General features: G+C 44.7%; 22 protein-coding genes and 1 pseudogene. 7 read left to right on the top strand and 16 right to left on the bottom strand.

All coding sequences use genetic code 11. The features are described from left to right. The first annotated feature begins 217 nt into the window (after positions 1 to 217). Complete coding sequence (locus tag HPT30_RS16230) at positions 218 to 673, top strand: Lrp/AsnC family transcriptional regulator (RefSeq protein ID WP_175372382.1); 456 nt, start codon at positions 218 to 220, stop codon at positions 671 to 673. Positions 674 to 775: 102 nt separating this feature from the next. Here HPT30_RS16230 and HPT30_RS16235 read toward each other — a convergent pair whose 3' ends face one another. The 12 genes and pseudogenes from HPT30_RS16235 to HPT30_RS30015 form a co-directional block, all read right to left on the bottom strand. Beyond that, complete coding sequence (locus HPT30_RS16235; protein WP_175372383.1) at positions 776 to 1,984, bottom strand: MFS transporter; 1,209 nt, start codon at positions 1,982 to 1,984, stop codon at positions 776 to 778. A gap of 214 nt (positions 1,985 to 2,198) precedes the next feature. Continuing rightward, on the bottom strand, positions 2,199 to 2,345 hold the full coding sequence (locus HPT30_RS16240) for a hypothetical protein (RefSeq protein WP_175372384.1): 147 nt from the start codon (positions 2,343 to 2,345) through the stop codon (positions 2,199 to 2,201). A 419-nt stretch (positions 2,346 to 2,764) separates the two neighbouring features. Next, positions 2,765 to 3,577, bottom strand: coding sequence for a CPBP family intramembrane glutamic endopeptidase (locus HPT30_RS16245; RefSeq protein WP_175372385.1), 813 nt, complete (start codon positions 3,575 to 3,577; stop codon positions 2,765 to 2,767). Between the two features lie 70 nt (positions 3,578 to 3,647). Continuing rightward, on the bottom strand, positions 3,648 to 4,415 hold the full coding sequence (locus HPT30_RS16250; protein WP_175372386.1) for a MerR family transcriptional regulator: 768 nt from the start codon (positions 4,413 to 4,415) through the stop codon (positions 3,648 to 3,650). A 392-nt stretch (positions 4,416 to 4,807) separates the two neighbouring features. Continuing rightward, entirely contained in the window at positions 4,808 to 5,191 is a 384-nt protein-coding gene (locus tag HPT30_RS16255) for a TraB/GumN family protein (RefSeq protein WP_312876345.1), read from the bottom strand. 21 nt (positions 5,192 to 5,212) lie between these two features. Then, complete coding sequence (locus tag HPT30_RS16260; protein ID WP_175372387.1) at positions 5,213 to 6,025, bottom strand: CPBP family intramembrane glutamic endopeptidase; 813 nt, start codon at positions 6,023 to 6,025, stop codon at positions 5,213 to 5,215. 107 nt (positions 6,026 to 6,132) lie between these two features. Continuing rightward, a complete protein-coding gene (locus HPT30_RS16265; RefSeq protein ID WP_175372388.1) occupies positions 6,133 to 7,392 on the bottom strand; it encodes a TraB/GumN family protein in 1,260 nt (419 codons plus the stop codon). Between the two features lie 183 nt (positions 7,393 to 7,575). After that, positions 7,576 to 8,349 (bottom strand): MerR family transcriptional regulator, encoded by a 774-nt coding sequence (locus HPT30_RS16270; RefSeq protein WP_281364504.1) that lies wholly within the window; start codon positions 8,347 to 8,349, stop codon positions 7,576 to 7,578. A 435-nt stretch (positions 8,350 to 8,784) separates the two neighbouring features. Next, on the bottom strand, positions 8,785 to 9,096 hold the full coding sequence (locus tag HPT30_RS16275) for a YbjQ family protein (protein WP_175372389.1): 312 nt from the start codon (positions 9,094 to 9,096) through the stop codon (positions 8,785 to 8,787). Positions 9,097 to 9,200: 104 nt separating this feature from the next. Continuing rightward, positions 9,201 to 10,454 carry a TraB/GumN family protein gene (locus tag HPT30_RS16280; protein WP_175372390.1) on the bottom strand — a complete coding sequence of 418 codons (1,254 nt, stop codon included), beginning with the start codon at positions 10,452 to 10,454 and terminating at the stop codon, positions 9,201 to 9,203. Between the two features lie 29 nt (positions 10,455 to 10,483). After that, positions 10,484 to 11,248, bottom strand: a complete 765-nt coding sequence (locus HPT30_RS16285) for a MerR family transcriptional regulator (RefSeq protein WP_175372391.1) — start codon at positions 11,246 to 11,248, stop codon at positions 10,484 to 10,486. A 175-nt stretch (positions 11,249 to 11,423) separates the two neighbouring features. Beyond that, positions 11,424 to 11,543: pseudogene (locus tag HPT30_RS30015) on the bottom strand (arginase family protein); the annotation flags it as partial. A 350-nt stretch (positions 11,544 to 11,893) separates the two neighbouring features. On the opposite strand from HPT30_RS30015, the gene HPT30_RS16290 reads away from it, so the two are divergent. The 4 genes from HPT30_RS16290 to HPT30_RS16305 all read left to right on the top strand — a co-directional run bounded on the left by HPT30_RS16290 (position 11,894) and on the right by HPT30_RS16305 (position 16,242). Beyond that, positions 11,894 to 13,396 (top strand): alpha/beta hydrolase family protein, encoded by a 1,503-nt coding sequence (locus tag HPT30_RS16290; protein WP_175372392.1) that lies wholly within the window; start codon positions 11,894 to 11,896, stop codon positions 13,394 to 13,396. Between the two features lie 786 nt (positions 13,397 to 14,182). After that, entirely contained in the window at positions 14,183 to 15,034 is an 852-nt protein-coding gene (locus tag HPT30_RS16295; RefSeq protein ID WP_175372393.1) for a CPBP family intramembrane glutamic endopeptidase, read from the top strand. A gap of 17 nt (positions 15,035 to 15,051) precedes the next feature. After that, the gene (locus tag HPT30_RS16300; RefSeq protein ID WP_175372394.1) at positions 15,052 to 15,663 is read left to right on the top strand and encodes a TetR/AcrR family transcriptional regulator; all 612 of its coding nucleotides are present in this window, start codon (positions 15,052 to 15,054) and stop codon (positions 15,661 to 15,663) included. Between the two features lie 375 nt (positions 15,664 to 16,038). After that, positions 16,039 to 16,242, top strand: coding sequence for a hypothetical protein (locus HPT30_RS16305; RefSeq protein WP_175372395.1), 204 nt, complete (start codon positions 16,039 to 16,041; stop codon positions 16,240 to 16,242). An 832-nt stretch (positions 16,243 to 17,074) separates the two neighbouring features. Here the strand turns inward: HPT30_RS16305 and HPT30_RS16310 are convergent. Further along, complete coding sequence (locus HPT30_RS16310; RefSeq protein ID WP_175372396.1) at positions 17,075 to 18,253, bottom strand: MFS transporter; 1,179 nt, start codon at positions 18,251 to 18,253, stop codon at positions 17,075 to 17,077. Positions 18,254 to 18,365: 112 nt separating this feature from the next. Beyond that, positions 18,366 to 18,671 carry an ArsR/SmtB family transcription factor gene (locus HPT30_RS16315; RefSeq protein ID WP_175372397.1) on the bottom strand — a complete coding sequence of 102 codons (306 nt, stop codon included), beginning with the start codon at positions 18,669 to 18,671 and terminating at the stop codon, positions 18,366 to 18,368. 158 nt (positions 18,672 to 18,829) lie between these two features. On the opposite strand from HPT30_RS16315, the gene HPT30_RS16320 reads away from it, so the two are divergent. Next, positions 18,830 to 19,264: a VOC family protein gene (locus HPT30_RS16320; RefSeq protein ID WP_175372398.1), complete on the top strand. Its 435-nt coding sequence runs from the start codon at positions 18,830 to 18,832 to the stop codon at positions 19,262 to 19,264. Here HPT30_RS16320 and HPT30_RS16325 read toward each other — a convergent pair. Together HPT30_RS16325 and HPT30_RS16330 are read right to left on the bottom strand one after the other, a co-directional pair. Further along, entirely contained in the window at positions 19,261 to 20,136 is an 876-nt protein-coding gene (locus tag HPT30_RS16325; RefSeq protein ID WP_175372399.1) for an NAD-dependent epimerase/dehydratase family protein, read from the bottom strand. The two genes, HPT30_RS16320 and HPT30_RS16325, sit on opposite strands and share 4 nt — an antisense overlap. 61 nt (positions 20,137 to 20,197) lie before the next feature. Next, on the bottom strand, positions 20,198 to 21,526 hold the full coding sequence (locus tag HPT30_RS16330; RefSeq protein ID WP_175372400.1) for an MFS transporter: 1,329 nt from the start codon (positions 21,524 to 21,526) through the stop codon (positions 20,198 to 20,200). 132 nt (positions 21,527 to 21,658) lie between these two features. On the opposite strand from HPT30_RS16330, the gene pdxR reads away from it, so the two are divergent. Next, positions 21,659 to 23,062: a MocR-like pyridoxine biosynthesis transcription factor PdxR gene (gene pdxR / locus HPT30_RS16335; protein ID WP_175372401.1), complete on the top strand. Its 1,404-nt coding sequence runs from the start codon at positions 21,659 to 21,661 to the stop codon at positions 23,060 to 23,062. The last annotated feature ends 12 nt before the right edge of the window (positions 23,063 to 23,074 follow it).

Below are 23,074 nucleotides of genomic sequence, written 5' to 3' on the forward strand. Positions count from 1 at the left end.
TGACGACCATCATAATCATATATTATGACGATCGTCATAGTCAACAGTTCCTTACCTTTGAACCTGCTTATATGATTGATTCCTCTTATTTAGACGGTTTATAATCATAATGAGTATTCCAGTAATAGCATGAGTTTCTCCTGAAAAGGGACTATCTCTCAAATGAAAATCAATTCATTTACCAATAACACCTTAATTTTAAAAGGAGGGTCTAACCATGGATCAGATTGACTTGAGTATCCTGTACCACCTTCAACATCAAGCGCGAATTCCTATGACAGAGCTCGGCAAATCCGTCGGCCTGTCACAACCGGCTGTAACGGAAAGAGTGAAGCGTTTGGAGGAAAAGGGCGTCATCGAACAGTATCGTACGATTGTTTCACCCGCAAAGGTCGGGCGACAGGCCGCAGCTTACATGCTGCTTCATACAAGAGACTGTGACGGCTTTATTGAATTTTGCCGCTCCGCTCCTGAAGTCATTGAATGTCATCGGATAAGCGGAGAATACAATTACATGTTGAAAGTCGTTACTGATTCCATACAGTCACTGGAGAAATTCGGAGATAAGTGCGATAAATACGGAACTTATACCATTCTAATTGTCATGTCATCACCTATTGACCATAAATTCTTCATCTCTGAAGATACAAACATTCTTGTCGATAAGAATTAGAAATTATAAAAAAAAAAAGAAATCCGGCATTCAAACCGGATTTCTTTTTTTGCGATTCATTACAATAACACTACAACTACTTATTCTCATAGAATTCGGCCTTCAATGTTTCATACTTCGAAATCCATGCTCTCTGGCACGCACTGTTACAATTAGAGCTAGCAAGAGCAGGATGAGCACTACCCAAGGGAAGTTATGAATCCCAAGGGTTCCAAGCAGGATACCGCCAATCATACCGCCACCACCGATGGCTATGTTCCAACTTGTTACCAGCATGGACTGTGCTACATCGGCATTTTCGCCAGCCGTTTCTGCGACCGCTGTTTGCAGTAATGTCGCTGCTCCCCCAAATGTCAGCCCCCACAAGGCAATACTGAAATAAATGATCACAGGTTGACCACTGCCGATTCCCAGCAAAACAGATGCTACGGCGAAACCAGCCAGGCTGAATAAGGTAAGCATGCGCAGCCAACGGTCGATCAGCATGCCTGTTATCCAAATGCCAACAACAGAAGCAATACCGAATAAAAGAAGAATCAGGTCTACTCGCCCAGAGAGTCCTGCCAGTGCAAGAAACGGTGCAATATAGGTGTAGAGGACATTATGTGCAAGTACCCAGAACAACACAACAAAGAGAATGGATCGCACCCCGGGTATGAAGAACACTTTACGAAGGGGAAGCCGCTGCTGACCCACTTGCCCTGGAAAATCCGGTACCGCCTTGATTACCCAAACAATAAGCAGCAGCGATAGCAAAGAAGTGATCCCAAAGACAAGTCTCCACCCTATAAAGCCCCCGGCAAATGTTCCAATGGGAACACCAAGCAGAAGCCCAAGTGGAGAACCGATCATCGCCACTGCGAGCGCCCGCCCCCTCAGAGATTCGTGAACCATACGGCGTGCATAGCCTGCTGTTATTCCCCATACAACACCTCCGGACACCCCCGCGAAGAAACGGGCAGTGAGTGTCAATATATAGTTGGAGGATAAACTTGTAATCGTGTTGAACACAAGAAAAACAACGATACACACCAGCAGCAACGACCGTCTTCGCCACCCGCGCGTAGCGGTAATTAGCGGTATTGCCGCCAAGGTAGAACCTAGGGCATATAAGGTGATGAGCTGGCCGGCGAGTGCTTCTGAAATTCCCAGTCCATCGCTGATCTGGGGCAATAAACCTGCTGGAAGCGTTTCGGTTAAGATACAGATAAAACCCGTCATCGCCAAAGCCAGTAATCCCCCCAATGGAAACCGGTCAGACGAACTATTACCCGTGCCAGGCTGTGAGGCCGAGGCCGTATTTCGGTTCATATGAATAACACCTCTAATCTATAAATTCTAACAATTTATAGTTTATAGGATTAATTCCTTGTTTTACATGTATAAGTAACTGAATATCTGTCGTTTTTATTTTAAAATCATTTATTTTTCTTGTTTATTCCTATAATTTAAAATCAACAGTACCAATAGTAACATTTGCCCCACATCTACTGTAACACCATAAAAGAAAGAGCCAACTTAACGGCTAGCCTGTCGTGTCATGAAACGATTCGCTTTTTTTGCCAATCTCAAATCCCCCTTCACCAGTCGTCTTAATAGTGACAAAGAGGACCACCTCCTTAACTAACCGTTTGAACAATGAAAAGGAGGCTACATCCTCAACTAACGGCATTTTTGTATCTTATTTCCTTTCAGAATAGACAAATGAGGCAAATAAGGGCATTATTGTATCTTATTTTCCGAAAAAGTACGCTGGACAGGGTATTCTGGAAGATTTAAGGTACAATATTGCACTTAATCTCCGCTAACCCTCAGCTGTAGAGGATTTAAGGTACGAAAATGCCGTTAATTGCACTTTGATCATCCTTGCCGTTCCTGCCCCAGATACTTGCGCAAGCATTCTTTGCTTCAACAAAAGAGGGACATCAGCGATAACGTCATTAGACCAGCGACAATAAAAACGTCTTAGGCGCAAAAAAGCTGCGAGGTTAATACCCCCGCAGCTTTCATTTTTAAGCATATCCTATTTTACCAAGAGTAATTCTGTCCTGTGGGGCAATGTACATTTTATTGCCTTCTTGGACGGATGAATCAGCCGGCTGGTCGTGACACGCTTTGAGCGCTATCACGCCCTCTTTCACGGCGGAGGATGATCGGAACCGTGATTGCTGCAGCGATCGCCAACAAAGGAGCTAGTGCACCAGCGATGGGAAACGACGACGAGCCATTCGTAGAGAAGATGCTCAAGTCCCAGAGTCCGTGCAGGAGCATGGCCGACACGAGCGATCCAGTAGACCGCCGGGCAAGGTAGAAGATCGAACCGAGGCCGAAAGCGATCAGTACCTGGAACAGGGCACCCGCCCCGATACCCAGGAACATGTTCGGCAGGTGGAACACTGCGAACATCGCTGTTGAGAGCAGCCAGACCCCGGTTTCACCGAATCGGCTGCGCAAAGCGACTATCAACTGACCTCGGTTGATCATCTCTTCATTGAAGCCGACCAGAATGCTGCCGATGAAGAGATACAGCAACATGAGGGGCGTGACACGGGTGAAGTCGCCGATCAGCATGTTCACGATCGCGATGACCGTCATAATGATCGGGAGAGTCATCGTCCACCCTGAAAGACGCCGCCTCTCAACCAGGCTGGGACGCCACCACCCGTAGAGCGCGACCATTGTGATGGTCAGCACGGCACCACCGGACAGTGGTATTACGTACCAGAGAAGAAGGGTCTGCGCACTCTCGCCCACTCGCGTATAGTCGACACCATTGAGCACAAAGATCGCGTAGAAGACTGCGCTGTAGAGGAAATAGGTGAGAACACCCCATCGTACACGGGGACGAACTCGAAGGGCGGGATCCGAAGATTTTTGCAGCATATCCCTATTAATTGACATCATAAACACTCCCACTATACATTAGTATTTTCTTTCATTTGCTCTTGTTTTTTAGATTTCAACATCGAATACTTCAAGAACTAGGGATATCATGACTGAGCAGATGAAGTAACGCTTCAATCAGATAGTTCATAAGCTCCGGCTCGATGTTTGGGAAGAGCTGCGGATCCCACTCCCCTAGCGATCTTAGCGTTTCGTTTGTACCCAGTTCCTGCAGCGATTGGCCCATCATCTGCTCCATTATCAGCTTTAGAGTAACCGCACGCTCCTGCACAAGGTGATGCTCCGGCGGCAGCCCTTGCTTGGACATGAGGAGCAGATCATTAAACGCTATCATGATCTTACGTTCTACCTGAATCCGTTCATCCAAGCTTAATCCACTCAATGACATCGATTGTACGAGTGCATCCGGCAGACGTTCGGAGAGCCACTGCTTCTGCTCCTCCTCATGCTGAATGGAACGAACCATCATCATCATAATTCTTGGATCAATCGTGTCGTTATCATCAACGATCGCTATTGCCCGTTCAACCGTATCCACAATGCGCTGGATATGCTGCTGCTTCTTCAGCAGCAGCCCATATTGCAGCTTCAGAGAAGCATTGAAATCTTTACCATCCTGTTCCAGATACTCGCTGATATCATCCAAGGAGTAGTCTAAATATTTCAAGGTCAATATTTGATGGAGTCGGAACAAATCCTCATCAGAATAAGTACGGTATCCACCCTCAGTGTATCCGCTTGGCTTAAGCAGCCCCTTACGATCATAATAGCGCAGCGTAGGTGTCGACGTTGAGGTCAATTTTGAGAATGAACCAACGGTATAATACTTCTTACTCATCTTATTCAGCCCCTTTCTAGCACCAGTATAAACGTTAAAGCTGCTTTAACCTCAAGGCCTTTTTTTGGACTCTAATTAAAAAAAAGCTCGATATTAGTCAAACTCCCCATAACGAATGGAATTTTCCAGGTAAACTAAATAGCCAGCCACCGTTGGATTTCCGGCGACTGACTGATTAAACTTGTAAAGTGACTGTGAAGCCTGTCTTACTAATGGAGAACAGTTCCACTTTCAGGTTGATTTAATCCTGCCTCTTGTTCACTTGGTTTGACACGCTTCATAAATAACGAGATGAACAGGGCGATGATCGACATGACACCAGCGAAAATAAAGGCGCCTTTGATACCAAAAACAAAGGAAGAGGGCAAATGTGCTAACATCGCGGGATCTAATTAAGCAAGATTAAGCCCATTGCTCATAACAAATCCTTGATCACGCAAATAGTTTACTTGACCTGTCGCTAGCATCGTCATCGCCAGCGCACTGCCTATCGCTCCAGCCACTTGCTGCAATGTACTCATTATAGCTGTACCGTGTGGATATAACTCAGCCGCTAATGTTTTTTTCACCTTAAAGCCTGTCTGCTCCAGCAATGGAACAATCCCCTTGTCGCCCAGCATATGCCCAGACCCCACTGCAACCAAATGAGTTTGTTTTTTATCACTGTTCAGATAGTCTTTAATTCTCTCGAACATTGCTACATTGCGATCGGACATTATGCTTTTGTAATATTCAGGATCCCAGCCAGTTGATTTGCTTGCTTCAGATTTACGAATCCCGTCGACTGCACGGACGAATCAGCCGGCTGGTTGTGACACGCTTTGGGCGCGATCGCGCCCTCTTTCACGGCGGAGGATGATCGGAACCGTGATCACTGCAACGATCGCCAACAACGGAGCTAGTGCACCAGCGATGGGATACGACGACGAGCCATTCGTAGCGAAGTTGCTGAAGTCCCAGAGTCCGTGCAGGAGCATGGCGAACACGAGCGAGCCGGTAGACCGCCGGACAAGGTAGAAGACCGAACCGAGGCCGAAAGCGATCATTACCTGGTACAGGGCAACCACCCCGATGCCCAGAAAGATGTTCGGCAAGTGGAAGACTGCGAACATCGCTGTTGCGAGCAGCCAAACCCCGGTTTCGCCGAATCGGCTACGCAGAGCGACTATCAACTGACCTCGGTTGATCATGTCCTCATTGAAGCCGACCAGAATGCTACCTACGATGAGATACAGCCACATGAGAGGCGTGATACGGGTGAAATCGCCGATCAGCATGTTCACGATCGCGATGACCGTCATAATGATCGGGAGAGTCATCGTCCACCCGGAAAGACGCCGCTTTTCCACCAGACTGGGGCGCCACCATCCGTAGAGCGTGACCATTGTGATGGTCAGCACGGCACCTCCGGACAACGGTAATACGTACCAGAGAAGAAGGGTCTGCTCACTCTCGCCCACTCGCGGGTAGTCGACGCCGTTGAGCACGAAGATTGCGTAGAAGACTGCGCTATAGAGGAAATATGCAAGAACACCCCACCTTACGCGGGGACGAACTCGAAGGCCGGAATCCAAAGATTCCTGTAGCCTGTCCCTATTAATTGACATCATAAATACTCCCACTATAAATTAATATTTTCTTATAATTCCTCCGTTGTTATAGGTATTATTACTACATGCTAATGCAGAAATTATAGCAGCCCAATGCTACTTAAATACTACTGTTTTACCACCTTGTATCCCGCCTTCTCCAACATAGTAACCAGACCAGAGTCGCCCGCAAAATGTGAAGCGCCAAGGGCAATCATATACGTTTCTTTTTTATCACTGTTCAGATAGCCTTTAATCTTCTCAGCCATTGCTAAATTGCGGTCCGTCTGCATACCTTTGAAATAGTCATCATCCCAGCGAAGCGCATCGACAAATTTAACCAAGTTTTTTTCATCGCCAGTTTTCCATACTTTCAGAATATCATCCATCGACATTTCCGTAGCAGAAGAAGGCAAAGAATTTGGATCCAAAAATTGAAGGAGCAGCTTTTCCTGTAGAGAGTCGGAGAAGTTGTTGAAGACCTGGTACTGGGACTCAAAAGTCTCTAGCCCAATAATTGGCTTTTTCGTATTGATGGCTTTTCCCATGAAATACATGTCAATACCCATACCTTCGTCTAAATCTTGTTTTGCCCCCAGAATGGTCCCCATCTGTTGCTGAGCGTACCACGCCTTGATGTTATCGAAGCTATTTTCCGGTAGTCCATTTTCCTTCAGGAATGCGGTAACTTTGTTATAGGTTGCTGCAGAGATATGATCCTTCAGTGTGGTTCCGTCTTTAAATTCACTCACATCCGTTATCAATTTAGTTAATTCGTCGGGAACGATCTTTGTAAAGTCGATCTCTACGCCCAAGTAGTCAGCAGCATTGAACGCATTCTCAATCTCCGGACGCAACGGGTATATAGTCTTGTCGACGGTGTGGATTGTACCAAGCATATACACGGTGTTGCCTTTATTCTCTACCTTCCACAAAAAGCCTTTGCTGCTTTCGGATTGTTTTCCAGAGGTAAGGCTAACCTGGCGCAGCGATTGATTCCAAGCCACTTGATAGCCTGTAGTTTCAGCAGCAAAGCGGAGCGGTACATACGTTACATTCTTGATTTGCTTTGGTGCTGCGTCCAGCTTAACCGTTTTCCCGTTTGCCGTGGCATTCGTGCTGCCAATCTTCAGGGAGAAGGAGAGACCTTCTTTCGAACCGCTGACGGTACGAGTCGCTTGATCCCATTGCACTTGGACGCCCAGCTTTTCCAGGAGCGGACGCAATGGGACGAGTGTCACTCCTTTTTCAATGATCGGTGCGGAGTTGCTGAACTGGATTTGCTCGCCGTTTAACTTTACGGATAAGGATTTTTCCGCTGCTTGAACGGAAGAATATGCAGAAGTAAGCAAGATCAGGGAGAGTAATACAGCGCTAATTTTTTTCATTGGTATATAACTCCTTCTAGTTGGAATAATAAAACGCAGTTTTAATCGTTAGATTCTTAAGCAACCTTTTTATATCCGATTTCTATATCTGTCTTTATCTCTATCTCTATCTCTATCTCTATCTCTATCTCTATAAGCAACCTTCAATATGCGTCGACGGACAACTTCGTTTGGGGATGTAACCTAGTGCTCTTCCTTCATCTTTTCCTCCCACATGCGACGGAACAGATGACCTAACGCTTCAGACAAGTAGTTTGCAAAGCTAGGCTCAAAGTTCGGGAAGAGCTGCGGATCCATCTCCTTCAGTACTTTTCCCGTCTCGTTCGTTCCTAGTTCCTGTAGCGGGTGTCCAAGTATCTGCTCGAAAAATAGCTTTAGAGCTTGTGCACGCTCCTGTACAAGTGGATCATCCGGCGGCAGCCCTTGTTTGGACATAACAAGTAAATCATTAAACACTCCCATCAGCTCAGTTTCCAGGCTTGTTTCAACACTAAATATAGATTGTACGAGTGAATCCGGCAGATGATCGGAGAGCCACTGCTTCTGCTCCTCCTCATGCTGAATGGAACGAATCATCTGCATAATGAGATCTGAATCAATCGTATGGTTGCCCTTAACAATCGCTCTTGCCCGTTCAACCGTATCGACAACGCGCTGGATATGCTGCTGCTTCTTCAGTAACAGCTCATATTGCAGCTCCAGAGAAGCATTAAAATCATTGCCATCCTGCTCCAAAAATTCGTGGATTTCATCCAAGGAGTAGTCTAAATATTTTAAGGTTAATATTTGATGGAGCCGGAACAAGTCCTCGTCGGAGTAAGCACGGTATCCCTTTTCACTGTAGCTGCTTGGCTTAAGCAATCCCTTGCTATCATAAAAGTGCAGCATCCGTTTCGTCGTTGAGGTCAGTTTAGCGAATGCACCAGCGGTATAATGTTTCTTATTTATCTTTCTCAGCCCCTTTCTAGCATCAGTATAAGGTGTAACGTTACGTTATACTCAAGCATTTTTTTATTCTATTTAAGATGAACTTAAAATCCTAACATAGGGCTCGGTCGTCACTACGGTGGAATGTTTGGACTTCCGGTCGTTATTGTCTCCAGATTTTTGGATTATACCGCTATTAGCGGATAAAATCCGGAGACTGCCTGTGCTTCCGATGCGAGCTTTCCTGCGGAAAGCTTTCAGACGAGCGCTTCGCTCCTACAGTTCCAAACTTCCCCCTTCACTCCTTCTCGCTTTTTGTTACTTTCTTTTGTTTATCTTATATAGTCAAAAAAAGAGCTCCCTAGTCAAACTCCCCATATCAAATGGAGCTGCATGAATACTAAAAAACTAAATTAAAAATAGGGCTAACCTAATGGTTAGCCCTGCAATATTATGAACGACTACTTAGATAACAACTGCTGTTCCACTAACAGCTACCATCATCATGTCCTGGCGGACAACTGCGTAATTGATCCCCACGCCGATTACAGCGTTGGCCCCCATCGTCGAAGCGTGCTGGGTCATTTCTTTGAAGGCCGCGTCTCTTGCTTCCCTTAGCTTCGTTTCATAGGCTTTCGAACGCCCGCCTACCAAATCTCTAAATGAGGCAAGAATATCCCTCCCGACATTAGCTCCCATGATGACCTCACCGGTTGCCACGCCGACATATTCTCTGACTGGGGAACCTTCAACGATTGCGGTTGTTGTAATAATCAAGCATTTCCCTCCTAACAAACAATTGGATTGGAGCTGACCTCCTGGAGAAAATAACAGAGCCAACCTAATGGCTAGCTCTACTGTGTAATAAACAAGAATAAGTGCTACTGTTTTGTTACTTTGAAGCCTTCCTTTTCCAGCGATGGAACGATTCCTTCGTTACCCAGCAAATGCAGCATTCCAACGACAACCAAGTAAGTCTCTTTTTTATCACCATTCAGAAAGCCTTTAATCTTCTTGGTCATTTCTTCGTTGCGGTCATTGATTAGGCCTTGGAAGTATTCAGCATCCCAGCCAGTAGTGGTGAACTCATTCAAAGCTTTTTCATCGCCCTGAATCCACATTTTGTTCAGATCATCTATCGATACATCCGGAGAAGGAGGCGTCACAGATTTAGGATCGAGATTCTGGAGCAGCAGCCTTTCCTGCAAGGCATCTGAGAAGTTGTTGTTCATCTTCATCTGGGATTCCATAGTTTCTAGTGAGACTATCGGTTTTTTCGCTTCATTAGCCTTTTCAATCAGATAATTATCAATCCCTTTTTCTGGTGTAAAGCCCTCTTTTGCAACTTGAATGTTCATGATCTGTTGTGTAACGAACCATGACTTGAAAATATCGAAGCTATTCTCAGGCATACCATTTGCTTTCAGAAATGCTGTAACTTTGTTATACGTGTCTGCGGAGATATGATCCTTCAGTGTCGTTCCGTCTTTATAAACACCCAGTTCCAATACCTGTTTTTGTAAATCTTCGGAAGTGACTGCCGACATATCGACCTCTACCCCCAAGTAGTTGGCAGCTTTTAACGCATCCTCAATCTCCGGACGCAGCGGATACATCCCTTCGGGTACATGATGGATTGAACCCAGCACATACACCGTGTTACCTGTATTCTCCACCTTCCACAGAAAGCCGCGGCCTTCGGAATGCTGCTTCGAAGTAAGAGTAACCTGGCGCAGTGATTGATTCCAGGCCACTTGATAACCTGTAGTTTCAGCGACAAAGCGTACCGGCACATAGGTTACATTCCGGATTTGCTTTGGCGCTGCATCCAGCTTGACGGCTTTGCCGTTTGCAGTGGCGTTTGTGCTGCCAATCTTCAGGGATAAGGACAGGCTTCCTTTGGAACCGCTGACGGTATGTGTCGCTTGATCCCATTTCACATTGACGCCCAGCTGCTCCAGAAGGGGACGCAACGGAACAAGGGTCACCCCTTTTTCTACAATCGGTGCGGAATTGCTGAACTGGATCTGCTTACCGTTTAGCCATACGGACGAGGCCTTCTCAGCTGCATGAGCGGAAGAAAGTCCAGAGGTAAGCAGGCCTAGGGTGAGTATTGTAGCGCTAAGTTTTTTCATTGATATACTGCTCCTTCTGTCGAAGCGACCTACTCTTTTTCTTTTTCTTTTTCTCCCCATTGCCGAATCAACATATGACCAAACGCTTCAATCAAGTAATTTTTAAAGTCTTGTTCCAGGTTCGGGAAGAGCTGCGGATCCATCTCCTCCAGCACTTTTCCGGTCTCGCTATTCCACAGTTCCTGTCCGAGCATCCGCTCGATCATCATAAACAGCGTAAACGCATGCTCCTGAACAAGGGGATGCTCCGGCGGCAGTCCTTGCTTGGACATTACCATCAGATCGTTAAGCTCTAACGTAAACTCACGTTCTACCCGGATCCGTTCTTCCACACTGGATTCACTCATAAACACCGATTCAACGACTGCACCCGGCACACGAGCGGAGAACCACTGCTTCTGTGCCTCCTCATGCTGAATGGAATGAATCAGCAGCATAATGAGCGCGGGATCCATCGTGTCGTTATCCTTAACAATCGCTTTTACCCGTTCAACAGAAGCCACAACACGCTGGATATGCTCTTGCTTCTCCATTAACAGCTCGTATTGCCTCTCCAGAGAAGTCTTAAAATCCTTGCTGTCCTGCTCCAAATACTTTCCAATTTGGTCCAAGGAATAATCTAAATATTTTAAGGTCAATATTTGATGGAGTCGGAACAAATCGTCATCCGTATAGGTTCGGTGTCCCTGCTCATTATAGCCGCTTGGCTTAAGCAGCCCCTTTTGATCATAAAAGTGCAGCGTACGTACCGTTGTCGAGGTCAGTTTGGCGAATGTGCCAATCGTATAATACATCTTACTTATCTTTCTCAGCTCCTTTCTGATAAAAGTGTAGCACCTGACGTAACGTCAGGCGCAAGCATTCTTTTATATGTTATCCAGAGAACAAACAATAAACTAAAAAGACCCGCGTGAGTCGCGGATCTTTTTAGTATTTATTGGACAAAACTATTATCTTATCGCTAATGACTTATTTATTTAAAATTGGTATTTCGCTAAGCAGTTCCTTCAAGTTCATAGCATCCCACGGCATATGCTCTGTTATACCTAATCCAACCACATCTGTTTCCTCAGATAACTCTTTAAGCAGTGCTTTGGAAGGGTTATGTGAGTGGGGAGTACAGCATCAGGAGCATTAAATTTACTACCGCTAAGAAAGCTGCAAGGTTAATAAACCTGCAGCTTTTTTTTGTTAATCCGTAAGTGTCAAACCCTGCATAGGAACACGAATTGTTGTTACATTGCCATGAACTGCATCCGTACATATTCCGTATATTGTGTTTGAATCGCATTCCCCGACCGCAAGATCGAATTACAAAATTGTAAGTTAACTTTAAGGTAGCTGTAAGGTAGATGTAAGGCAAATCGATAGTTCAGGCCAGTCTGGCAGGATAAGATTGGAACAAATAAAAATAGAAATTTTTTAAAAGGAGAATCGAAATGAGGCTGTTTGAACTGTTGCTTTTTGTGTCAAACATCGGCTTGTTTGCATTAACAGTCCTATTAAAAAAAGGACAGCGTAGAATTTCAGTATTCGTTGCAAGCGGGATCGCCACACTTTTAATGGTCATTCATTTGACGGTAGAAGGATACAGAGTTCAGCTATTTTTCCCATATTGCATAACGATCATTTTCTTAGCCATTTCAGGTTATAGCTATTTTAAAAAAACCGGACCCAAAAAGATCCCTCGAGTCTTGCTAGGTTTAGCTTATACCGCTATAGCGACAATGCTGGTCGTAACAGCGGGTCTCACGTATGCTTTTCCTGTATTTAAACTGCCTGAACCGACAGGCGAATTTAAGGTGGGAACACAAGCTTTTCATTTCGTGGATCCCAATAGGGAAGAGATTTTCGGAGACGCCAGAGGTAGTAAGAGAGAATTGATGGTTCAGGTATGGTATCCGGCTCAAGCTGGCACCGGCAAGTACGCTCCCTTGATTCCCGATACCCAGATTTTAAGTTATATGGCTGCGAACTATGGCCTTCCCGGGTTTACTCTGCAACACCTGAAGTACGTATCCAGTCATGCTTATTCGAGGGCCGAAGTCTCTTCGGCACAGACTTCATACCCGCTGATCCTTGCGAATCCCGGCTTTGGCTCTTCCAGGTTCCTCCACACGTCGCAAGCCGAAAATCTCGCGAGTCACGGATATATCGTGGCCGTGATCGACCACACCTACAATACATTTGCAACCGAGTTTCCGGACGGCCGAATCACGACTAGCTCAACCAACGGCTTATTCTCGCCCGACCATGATTACCGGACGGAAAGCGGAAACCGCGACAAGCTCGGAAAGGTGTTAACCGACGATGTGACGTTTACATTGGACCAATTCGAGCTCATCCAATCAGGGCAGATTCCTAGTCATTTAAAAGGGAAGATTGATCTCGGTCATGTCGGGGTGTTCGGTCATTCCATCGGCGGAGCGACGGCCTATGACGCTGCTTACGATCCGCGAATCGCGGTTGGAATAGACTTGGATGGCGCGCTTTATCGGCTGCGTGACAGAGAGGGTCTAAGAAAGCCGTTCTTGTTCATGAACTCGCAAAGCGAATTCGAAAGATTAAAGAAGGTACTGGATAACCATGCCTACACGGAGGCAGAGCTTAAAAGGATGGGCAACACAAAAGAGTGGAATGATCAAGTAACGGAAGACAAAAAGCTAGAGCTTGAACGGATGCGCGAATCGGCCGACTCAGGGGGACAATTCCTCTATATCGAAAATTCGGAGCATTTGAACTTTACCGACGTACAATACATTTCTCCGATATTCAAAATACTGGGCATTACAGGAAAGATTGCACCCGAAAGAGCGAACTCCATTATCAATGCCTATATGCTGGATTTCTTCGATATGTACCTGAAAAATCAAGGCGGAACCTTAATGAAAGGACCGGATAGCCGCTTTCCGGAGATGAAGTTCGGAACCTCGCTATTGTAATTAAGGAACAGGCTACCGATTTTGATATGCCCCCCGTCAAGCAGACAGGTTTAACAAATAAACCGCTACTTGATGGGGAGTTTTCCTTTGTCTAAGAAGAACGAATAGATCAGTTGTAGAGGCACTAGTCGTCTTAACAGTGAAAAAGAGGAGTGATTTCTTCAACTAACGGCATTTTTGTACCTTATTTTCCTCAAATATAGACATATGAGTAAAATAAGGGCATTTTTGTATCTTATTTTTCGAAAAATTACACTGATTGGGCTATTCTGGAAGATTTAAGGTACAATATTGCACTTAATCTCCACTAACCCCTCGCTACAGAGAATTTAAGGTACAAAAATGCCGTTAATTATCCTTTTTATATAAGCTCTTATTTTCTTAGCTATGTTTGTTTTTTAATGCGTTCTATATAGGCTGTTTATCGATTTAATTTTTGCAATATCACCCTTAATGGCTTCATCCCCCTGTTTGCTCACCTTCTTCAACTCCCCTTTGTGCCATATCCTTCGACAACAGAGTGGATATATCCATAAATACCCATAATTATTCATAAATTCACCAATAAATGCTTATCTGCCGCCAATTGTGTGGACTCCGCCATTTTGCATCTACAGCTTCATAGAAGTCGTCTTGCATTCTGATTGTTGTAAACATGATTGTCAAATCTTCAGCACGCGATAGCAACTTCAATCTCTTGTACCCAGTTGACAGAATGAGATGATGCCTCTATATTGTAACTACCGACTATATAGTCGGTATAATAACAAGAAACGGGTGCATGTTATGGAAAAAAATTATGGTCTTCAGCCGAAGATCCCTTTCGGCCTCAAATCCTTAGCGGGATTCATCCTCATTTTTGTCATTTGGCAAGGAGGTTCATTTTTATGGTTAAATCTAGTGAACTCCTTGATTCCCGCCACTCGCTCAGGATTACCTAGCTTTATCGCGCTTTTTTTAACCTTTTGGTTCCTGATTCTCGGGGTCTTTCTTATTACCAGGTATTTCTTCAAGATTCCTTTTCGAACATTTTTGTTCGAAAATAAACGGCCCGATTTCCGAAAATTCGCGACTTATTTTTCATGGTATTTCGCAGCACTGATCCTGTATTTACTTGTCGATATCGGCGTACATCCGCAAGCTTTTACGCTTCATTTTGATCCGCTTCGCTGGTTAGGCGTATTCATTGTTGTCATCCCTTTGATTTTTGTTCAGAGTGCTTCTGAGGAAATTTTGTTCAGAGGCTACATGTACCGGATGTTCAGATCATTAAAAGGCGGTGCATTCTGGTCAGTCCTTATCTCCTCCCTCACCTTCGCCCTGGTCCATGGTTTGAATCCTGAGATGCTCAGCAACGGCATTTGGGGACCGTTATATTACTTGATGGGGGCATTCTTTCTCGGAATCGTTGCTTATCGCACCAATGGTCTGGCTGCTACGACAGGCATCCATTTTGCCACGAACATTTTTAATTTCACGATTTGGGGATATGGTACATCGACGGCGGATCATATGGGGCTGCAAAGTATCGTTTACCGCCACACGCTGGATATGCCGTTTGCATTCTGCGGAATTTTTGCTATCGTTATCTCATATGGCGTTTTTCAATTTTTCAAGCATAAAAGGAGCCGTTCGTAAGGTTCCAGGAGGGACTTATGACCAGAAGACGATTGCCGGCAGAAGAAGCAAAAGCAATTATTTTAAACCATGCCAAGCTGTTATTTATTGAAAAAGGTTATGATCGGGCTACAATGGACGACTTATGTACACTAACACAGATGAGTAAAGGCAATTTATATCATCATTTTAAAAATAAAGAGGTCCTCTTTCTCCAGTTGCTGTCCCAGTATTCCGAAGAATCCTCACAAAAGTGGCTTCGTCTGGCCGAAAGATCCACACCCCCTAGCGAACAGTTGCTTGAAATGGCGGATTCATTCGGAAGAGAATGTGAAAACCCCTTAATCCAAGCTCTTGAAGAGTACGGAAGAACACTTTCCAGCGATTCCGAAGCATTGGTGACATTGAGAGAGATTGTAGAAGTAGTCTATCGTGCTATTAGAGAAGTGCTGCAACAAGGGGTACAGCAGGGTGTTTTCATTAATGAGGATTTCGAAACGTTGAGTTTTAGTGTGATTTCCACCTTGACTGGGGCAACACAGCTCTGCCTGGCGAAGCCGGAAAAATTAAGCGGGGACGAATACGCCGCCCTGCATGTCAATGCGATCAAGCTGCTGTTAAAGGGGATTTTGCTAAAAGAGGCTTATTAGATATTGAAAAGGTTCCTGCTCCGCTTGAAGTTTTTTTCTAAAGAGGCAATTATACTTTTTATTTCGCTTGCATTGTGTAAAGGATGATTATTGTAGTATATTTCCACAATCTAGTTTCAAACGTATGACTGTAGTAAAATTTAGCTCGAAAACTGAATGTTAAGAAATTTTTTTCTTAATTTAAATCCCTCTTACCAATTTACGATTGAGTTTCCGGTAATAGTATCATATTTACTAGATGACTAAATGTAATACTGCCTCATGGAAACGAGACAGAGGGGTAACCATCAATACGAATCGTTATAACACTTTTCGTAGTGTTATGTATAGAGAAGGCGACAAATAATAGACCTACTTTGTGGGAGGAGATATGTTATGAGTGAAAAGGATATTGTTCAATATCTCAATGGAATTTCTAGCAATATAGGTCGTGTCGCGGATAGTATTGGCCAATTAACTGTTAGGTCTACTACTAGCATAAATAACTTAAATGAGACTTTATCTGTGACTAATATTCTGTTAGCAATTTTAGTTCTTTTATCGATTGCAAATTTTATTTTAAAGCTAAAAAAACGTTGAGGTCACAGAAGTCTTGTATGACTAGACACGATATTCTAGGGAGTAAGGTAATTAACCTTTATCGAAACTCTAGCAATTTGGATGCAATTTTCTCAGTTGATTGTCATGCCCGTTAAAAAACCAACGTCTGTAATTTAAAAGTACGTATTGTTACAGCTTCGCCTGATATAGAAGCTACTGAATTTGTAGTATCCAATAGCCATTTAAGTCGCACTTATAAAATTAAAGCTCTGAAAAGTTGTCCAAACACCGTATTTTCTGTATTGTGAAGGTGACGAGAATAAAAGCATGATTTCTTTCGATATATATTACTCGCACAAAGGAAAGCCGCCTACTTTATTTATTAGGCGGTCTTCCTTTACGTTCTTTCAATTTTTGAATATATTGGTTGTGGTATTTTATTCAGCTTCTTTTCTAGCTTGAACCGCGCTCTCAAGATTACTAAAACGCCCAAGATAGTACTTTCACCTTTTTAATCCAATAATAGTTTTGTAAGAATGCGTACCTATTATTCCATATTCTATAAATAGACCTAATAGTCTAGCAGCTCGCAGGTCATAGTTCTCTTTCATACAAAAGCATTACCTCACCGATATACATATCCATTCCGACACCATCTCATCCACGTCTTCAGCCGTGTCTTATTCCGTATCTCAATTTGATCCATGACCTCTCGTTAATCTAATCTCAATGGCCTTCACTTTAATTTCTACTGAAAAATCCACTCTGCTTTCCAACGCAAAACACCTCCAAGATTATCTCCCTATCTTACGACAAGGTTCCGTTCTCTTAAAGGTATTTTGATTTGTCTCATATTATGGAGTCAGTCACTTTAATTGCGAGATGTGAGTGCCTTTTGTTTCATTTTTGCATTCAAGAAGAACGAGGCCAGAATGGCAATGAATACACTGAATGCACCGACCCATGTGATATGCGATAAGGAACTTTGATTGACAACGATCCCGCCAATCCCAGCCCCTGCAGCCATTGATAATTGCATCGTGGATTGATTGAGGCTCAGCATCACGCCTGAATAATTCGGTTCAATTCGCACCATGTTATACTGCTGAGTAGGACCTGTAGACCAAGCCGCGAACGACCACAGCATCAGGATAACAACAATCGGTATCCACGAATTTGTAAACATAACACTAACCGTTAGTAAAATTAAGGCCAATACATGCAGTGTCATTCCCCCACCCAAGGTACGGGCAACGCCCCATTTATCGGCGCTATAACCACCGAATTTGGAACCGACCAAGCTGGCGATACCAAAAGCCAATAAAACGCTGCTCAGTATATTTTCATTTAAACCAACAACCGTAAGAAGGTAAGGTGAAATGTACGTATAAGCGATCGAATAACCCCCCAGCCAAAAGAAGGTGATCGCAAGTCCGAGCGCAACCCTGCTATTTTTAAGGAAGCCCAGCTGCTTGGAAAGGGGTACAGGATCATCACCTTTTATACGGGGAATGGTGAAATATATAACGATCATGACCAACAGCCCCGCCAAAGATAGAAGACCAAATACTGATCTCCATCCAAATTCAGCAGCAATCATTCGCCCGAGCGGGACACCAATAATTAATGACAGGGTGAACCCCATGGTGACATTGGCAATCGAACTGGCCTGTTTACCTTCAGGTGCAATTTTGGCGGCGATAGCCAGTGCTGATACAACGACGGTCCCCGCACCTAAAGCCATCAATGCCCTTGCGACAATAAAAAGTTCAAATCCCGGCAGCACAAACGCCAGCACATTAGCTATCACAAAAACGCCCAGTGCGGCAACCAGTAACTTCTGTCGTTCAATCTTCGCGGTCAAAGCCATAACCACTGGCGTACAAATAGCATAAATGAATGAGAAAATCGTTACCAATTGCCCCGCCGAAGTAATCGATATATCTAAAGATAACGAAATCTTATCTAAAATACCCGAAATCACATATTCGGATGTCCCCACCAAAAAACTGACAAGCGCCAATAAGTATACTTTCCATGTGCCTTTCATTAGATGTTTTCCCCTTTAACAAATTGATATATTTAAAATTGTCGATGCGTTTTGGCAGGCTTTAAGCGGAAAAGCGGTGAAGATCACTTCACCAAACTCCGCCGTTTGTGCTTTATTCAAGCTCGCCTTTCAACAAAGCCAATGCTTCTCTAATTTTCCCCTCATCCCTTTTGTAGTACGTATACTTGCCTATGCGCTCACTGGTGATGAGCCCTGCTCGTTGCAGGGTAGTTAAGTACTGGGAAGTGGTGGACTGTGTCATGTTCAATTTATCAGTCACCTGACCGACGCATACCCCGATTGTTCTCATATCAATCCCTTCATGGGGGTTAAAATGCTTTTCAGGTTCCTTCAACCATTGCAAAATTTGGAGACGGGACTCGTTAGACAATGCTTTTAAAATCTCGATAGTATCCATATCAGCTATTATATCGATAATTACCGATATGTCAATGTGACATCTTGTTAAGATTATTAGTTATTGATCCAATAAAGTTCAAGCACATGTAAAAATATGTTATTCTAGAACCGGATGAGGTAACAAATGAAATCCTACATCTTAAGGAGCTGTAAACTATGAATCCAAATATTCACAACCAAATAGTTCAGATTTATTTACCTGTTACTGATATTCGAAGGTCTGTTGATTGGTACGTAAATACATTAGGTTACCAGGTCATTTGGGAGGAGCCGGAGGCAGCCAATCTAAGACTATTTGCAGGTCCGTTATTATTCTTAAAGAAAACTTCTGCGAACCAACCCATAAGGTTCTCAATCAATAACGAAAATTGCGCTGTGCTAAGCTTTAAAACATCCAATTTGGAAGCTTTACATGAAGATTTAAAAAATAAAAATATTGCTGTAGGCGAAATAACTAAATACGGTGACGGAAAAAATGGGCCATACCAAGATTTTATTATGTATGACCCTGATGGCCACCAATTAGAAATTAACAGTTACCCTGACTTAGCTGTGCTTAAATTCAGCGAATCTCCCTGTAAGGAATCTTAAGGGCTCGAATCAGCTTTATAGCTCAACACTTGTACAAATCCCGTTCTCCAAGTCGGATATTTCGGCTCCCAGCCATACTCATTCCGTGCTTTGACATTCGAAGCCCCGCGTTCCCAGCCGGCACCGCCCGCTTGAACTTCAGGTGCAGGCGCATGTAAAGCTTTAGCATAGACTGGTACCCATTCTGTACCTGGGGCAGGCTCATCATCTACAATATTCAAAGTTCCTGCCTGCCAATTCAAGGCCAGGAAGGCCGCTTCCGCCGCATCTTCGACATGTACGAAAGAGGACTCTCCGTCTGTTGCGGGCAGCTCGCTGTTCCGCGCTTTTTCTGCCATCACACCCCTAATGTCATACCAGGTATCTGGTCCATAAAGTGTACCGTAACGGAGAATCACGTGATCTGGAATCTCTGCAACCGCCCCTTCCAGCGCGATAATGCCATCAATTGTTGTTTTCCGTGGCGAAGGTGCTTGGATATCCAAGGAGACTTCTTCCGTAGCAGGGGAATCGCCCGGTTCGTAAGCCCAAGAGATGCTCTGAGCGATGATTTTTTTAACGCCCGCCTGCTTAGCAGCATCCACTAGATTCCGGGTCCCTTCGATTCTAATCCGCGCATTATCCGCAGAGCTCCAATTACTGAGTGAGGTAAGCTGATGAATGACCACTTCCGGCTGGATCTCTCCAAGAGCTTTAATCATTCCCTCCCGGTCAAAGGCATCTGCTATGATAGACTTTGCGCCCAATGCTTCAATCTTCTTCTGTTGCTCCGGGTTATGCGTCATTCCAATCACTTCGTGACCAGCCTTCACTAACTTTGGAAGCAGAATACGTCCAATAACTCCGGTAGAACCAGCTACAAAAATTTTCATAATCGAAAAACCTCCAAATTTATATATGATTAAGTGCGATGTTCACCCATTACGGAGAAGCTTAGAACCTCGCTTTCTCTGTTTCTTTTCGCGAAACTATGAATAATTGAAGTATTAGCATAAGGAGTGAAACCAAGATCATGCCTAGTATCCCCAGACTGAACTCCCCCATACTGTCAAAAGCAAAGCCAATCAGGATCGGGCCTACCGCTCCTATTAAATACCCCACCGATTGAGTCATCGCTGCCCAAGAGGCCGCTTCTTCAGGACTTGACGCTGCTTCAATTGGAAGCAAATTACCTAGAGCAAATAACATCCCCGAGCCAAATCCGCAGAGGAGAACCGCTGGCCAATACAGCATGGAACTGAAAAGAAAGGCAAGACCGATCGCCTGCATGGAAGTCGAGACCAACAGCCATGTCCGCCGGGACGGGAAGCGGCGTAGCAGCATCTGTAGCATAAGCCCGCTCGGAATTTGAACGACAGCAAACACCGTCAGCATCATCCCTGCATGCAAATGTGAATCCCCTGCGTTAATCAGGATCAGCGGCAACCAACCCATGATGGAGTAAAAAACCATAGCCAAGAGTCCAAAATGGATGGAGAGCAGCCACGCCTTCTTATTTTTCCACGGTAATTTCGATGTCCCAGGTACAACCGTCACCTCAGTACGAACATTGCTACGCCGCAGAATCCCCAACCAAAATGGTACAGCCGCAATGGCGAGGATGGCCCAGAACGAAAGTGCCGTTTGCCACGAATGAAATTTGATTTGAAAAGGGGCAGAGAAACTGGAGCCCAGCGCCGCACCAAGCGATAAGGCCATGGAATAGAGTGCAATCATAAGCGGCATCCTACCTGCCAAATGCTTTTTAATAAAACCCGACAATAAAGGTCCCATCGTTGCGATTCCGACACCAGCTAATACAGTGGTTAAAAATAACAAGGCTTCGGTATGAACGACGATACGTAGCAAAGTACTTCCGCCAATCAGAACTAGCGACCAGGCAATCACCCGTTCATTTCCCAGCCGCTGGCCGAAACGAACAGACAATGGCGAGAGAAGCCCCATACAGAGAACAGGGATCGAGACAAGCAAGCTGGCAGCTACACCGCTTATGCCGAGATCGTTTCGAATACTTTCCAGCACTGGGGCGATGGAAGTAACCGCCGGACGTAAATTAAGTGATGCCATAAAAAGGGCTGCGACCGCCAACCAAGTAGCTACCTTACTATCCTTACTATCCTTGCTATCCTTGCTATCCTTGCTATCCTTGCTATCCTTGCTATCCTTGCTATCCTTGCTATCCTTGCTCACCATCCGTTCGTTTACTGCATCGACATGATCTTGCCTCGAAGGTGCCCGGGGATTATCATTTCGTTCAACCATCGGCTAATCTCTTCCTTCTGCAATGATTTCGTGCTGACAAGATTCATGTTAGCATGTTAAATTGGTATGAATAAGTACCACTTTCACACCAATATTGGTATACCAATTTCAAAATAAGAAGGAGTGCTATGTATGACCGATTCCTTGGGGACTTTTACAGCCGATACAAAAACAAAACAAATCTATACGCTGCTCCGGGAACGTATTTTTTCAGGCAGATATGCAGCGGGAAGTAGCCTCCCGTCAACGCGGGATCTGGCAAGTGAATTAGGGGTGTCGCGGGCTCTTATCGTCGAAGTGTATGAACAGCTCATCGCCGAAGGTTATTTGGAAGGTCGCCAAGGATCCGGTACCTATGTCTTGGATTTAGGAGCAAGCAGGCCGGTTCAGGCGCAGTCCATAGATCCAGAGTCTTCAAATGAAATGACTTCTCCAGAACTTGCACCTTCTTTCAACGGCATTGATTTTCGTCCGAGCTTTCCTTCACTTGAACATATCCCGCATAAAAAGTGGAAAGAAGTTACGCTGAGCGTCTATGATCAGGCCTACGCTTCTAATTTTGGTTATGATGAAGATCCGGCAGGTAATAGGCTGCTTCGGGCAAATATTTGCCGGTATCTACTGAATGCCAAAGGAATACAATGTTCACCTTCGCAGGTGATCGTGACAGCCGGAGCTACCCAGGCCATCTCCTTACTATGCAAACTTTTATTAAATCCGGAAGACGCAGTAGCAATAGAAGATCCTACCGCCAGCTTCATCCATAGTATTTTTGCAGCAACTGGTGCCGATATTATCCCCGTTCCCGTCGATGATCACGGCTTGTGTGTTGACGACTTGCCAACTCATGTACAACCTAAGTGCATCTTCGTCACACCTTCACACCAATTCCCATTCGGCAGCATCTTGTCCATCAGCAGACGTATTCAACTACTCGACTACGCCCGGCAAACCGGAAGCTATATTATCGAAGACGATTACGACAGTGAATTCCGTTATGCCGGAATGCCGGTTCATGCTCTCAGAGAGCTCGACTCACAGCGAGTAGTCTATGTCGGGACTTTCAGCAAAAATTTATATCCATCACTACGCTTAGGTTATATGGTGGTTCCCCAGGAATTACTTGACCCTCTGCTTCGGTTAAAACGAATGACGGATATGCAATGCCCGACCTTGTCCCAAATCACACTAGCGCGGTTTATTGCCGACCGCCATCTGGAACGCCACATCACCCGTATGAAGCGTATTTACGGCAAAAGACGGAAGCGGCTCATCTCCGCTTTGACGGAAGCATTCGGTAACGGAGTGAACATTTCAGGGGATGCCGCAGGCTTGCATCTAGTTGCCAAATTGTCTGGACGCCAGTTTGACTCTATAACAGCCGCGCAGCTTGAAGAACGGAATATTAAAATTTATCCTGCCGAGAGGTATACCATCGCCAAAGGAAAATACGAGGAGAGTCTGATTATGGGGTTCGGTAATGTAACGGAGTCACAAATTGCGGAGGGGATCAGAACGATTGCCGATTTGTTATAACTTTATCTTGTC

It is taken from the genome of Paenibacillus agri, assembly GCF_013359945.1.
Taxonomy (GTDB): domain Bacteria; phylum Bacillota; class Bacilli; order Paenibacillales; family Paenibacillaceae; genus Paenibacillus_AQ; species Paenibacillus_AQ agri.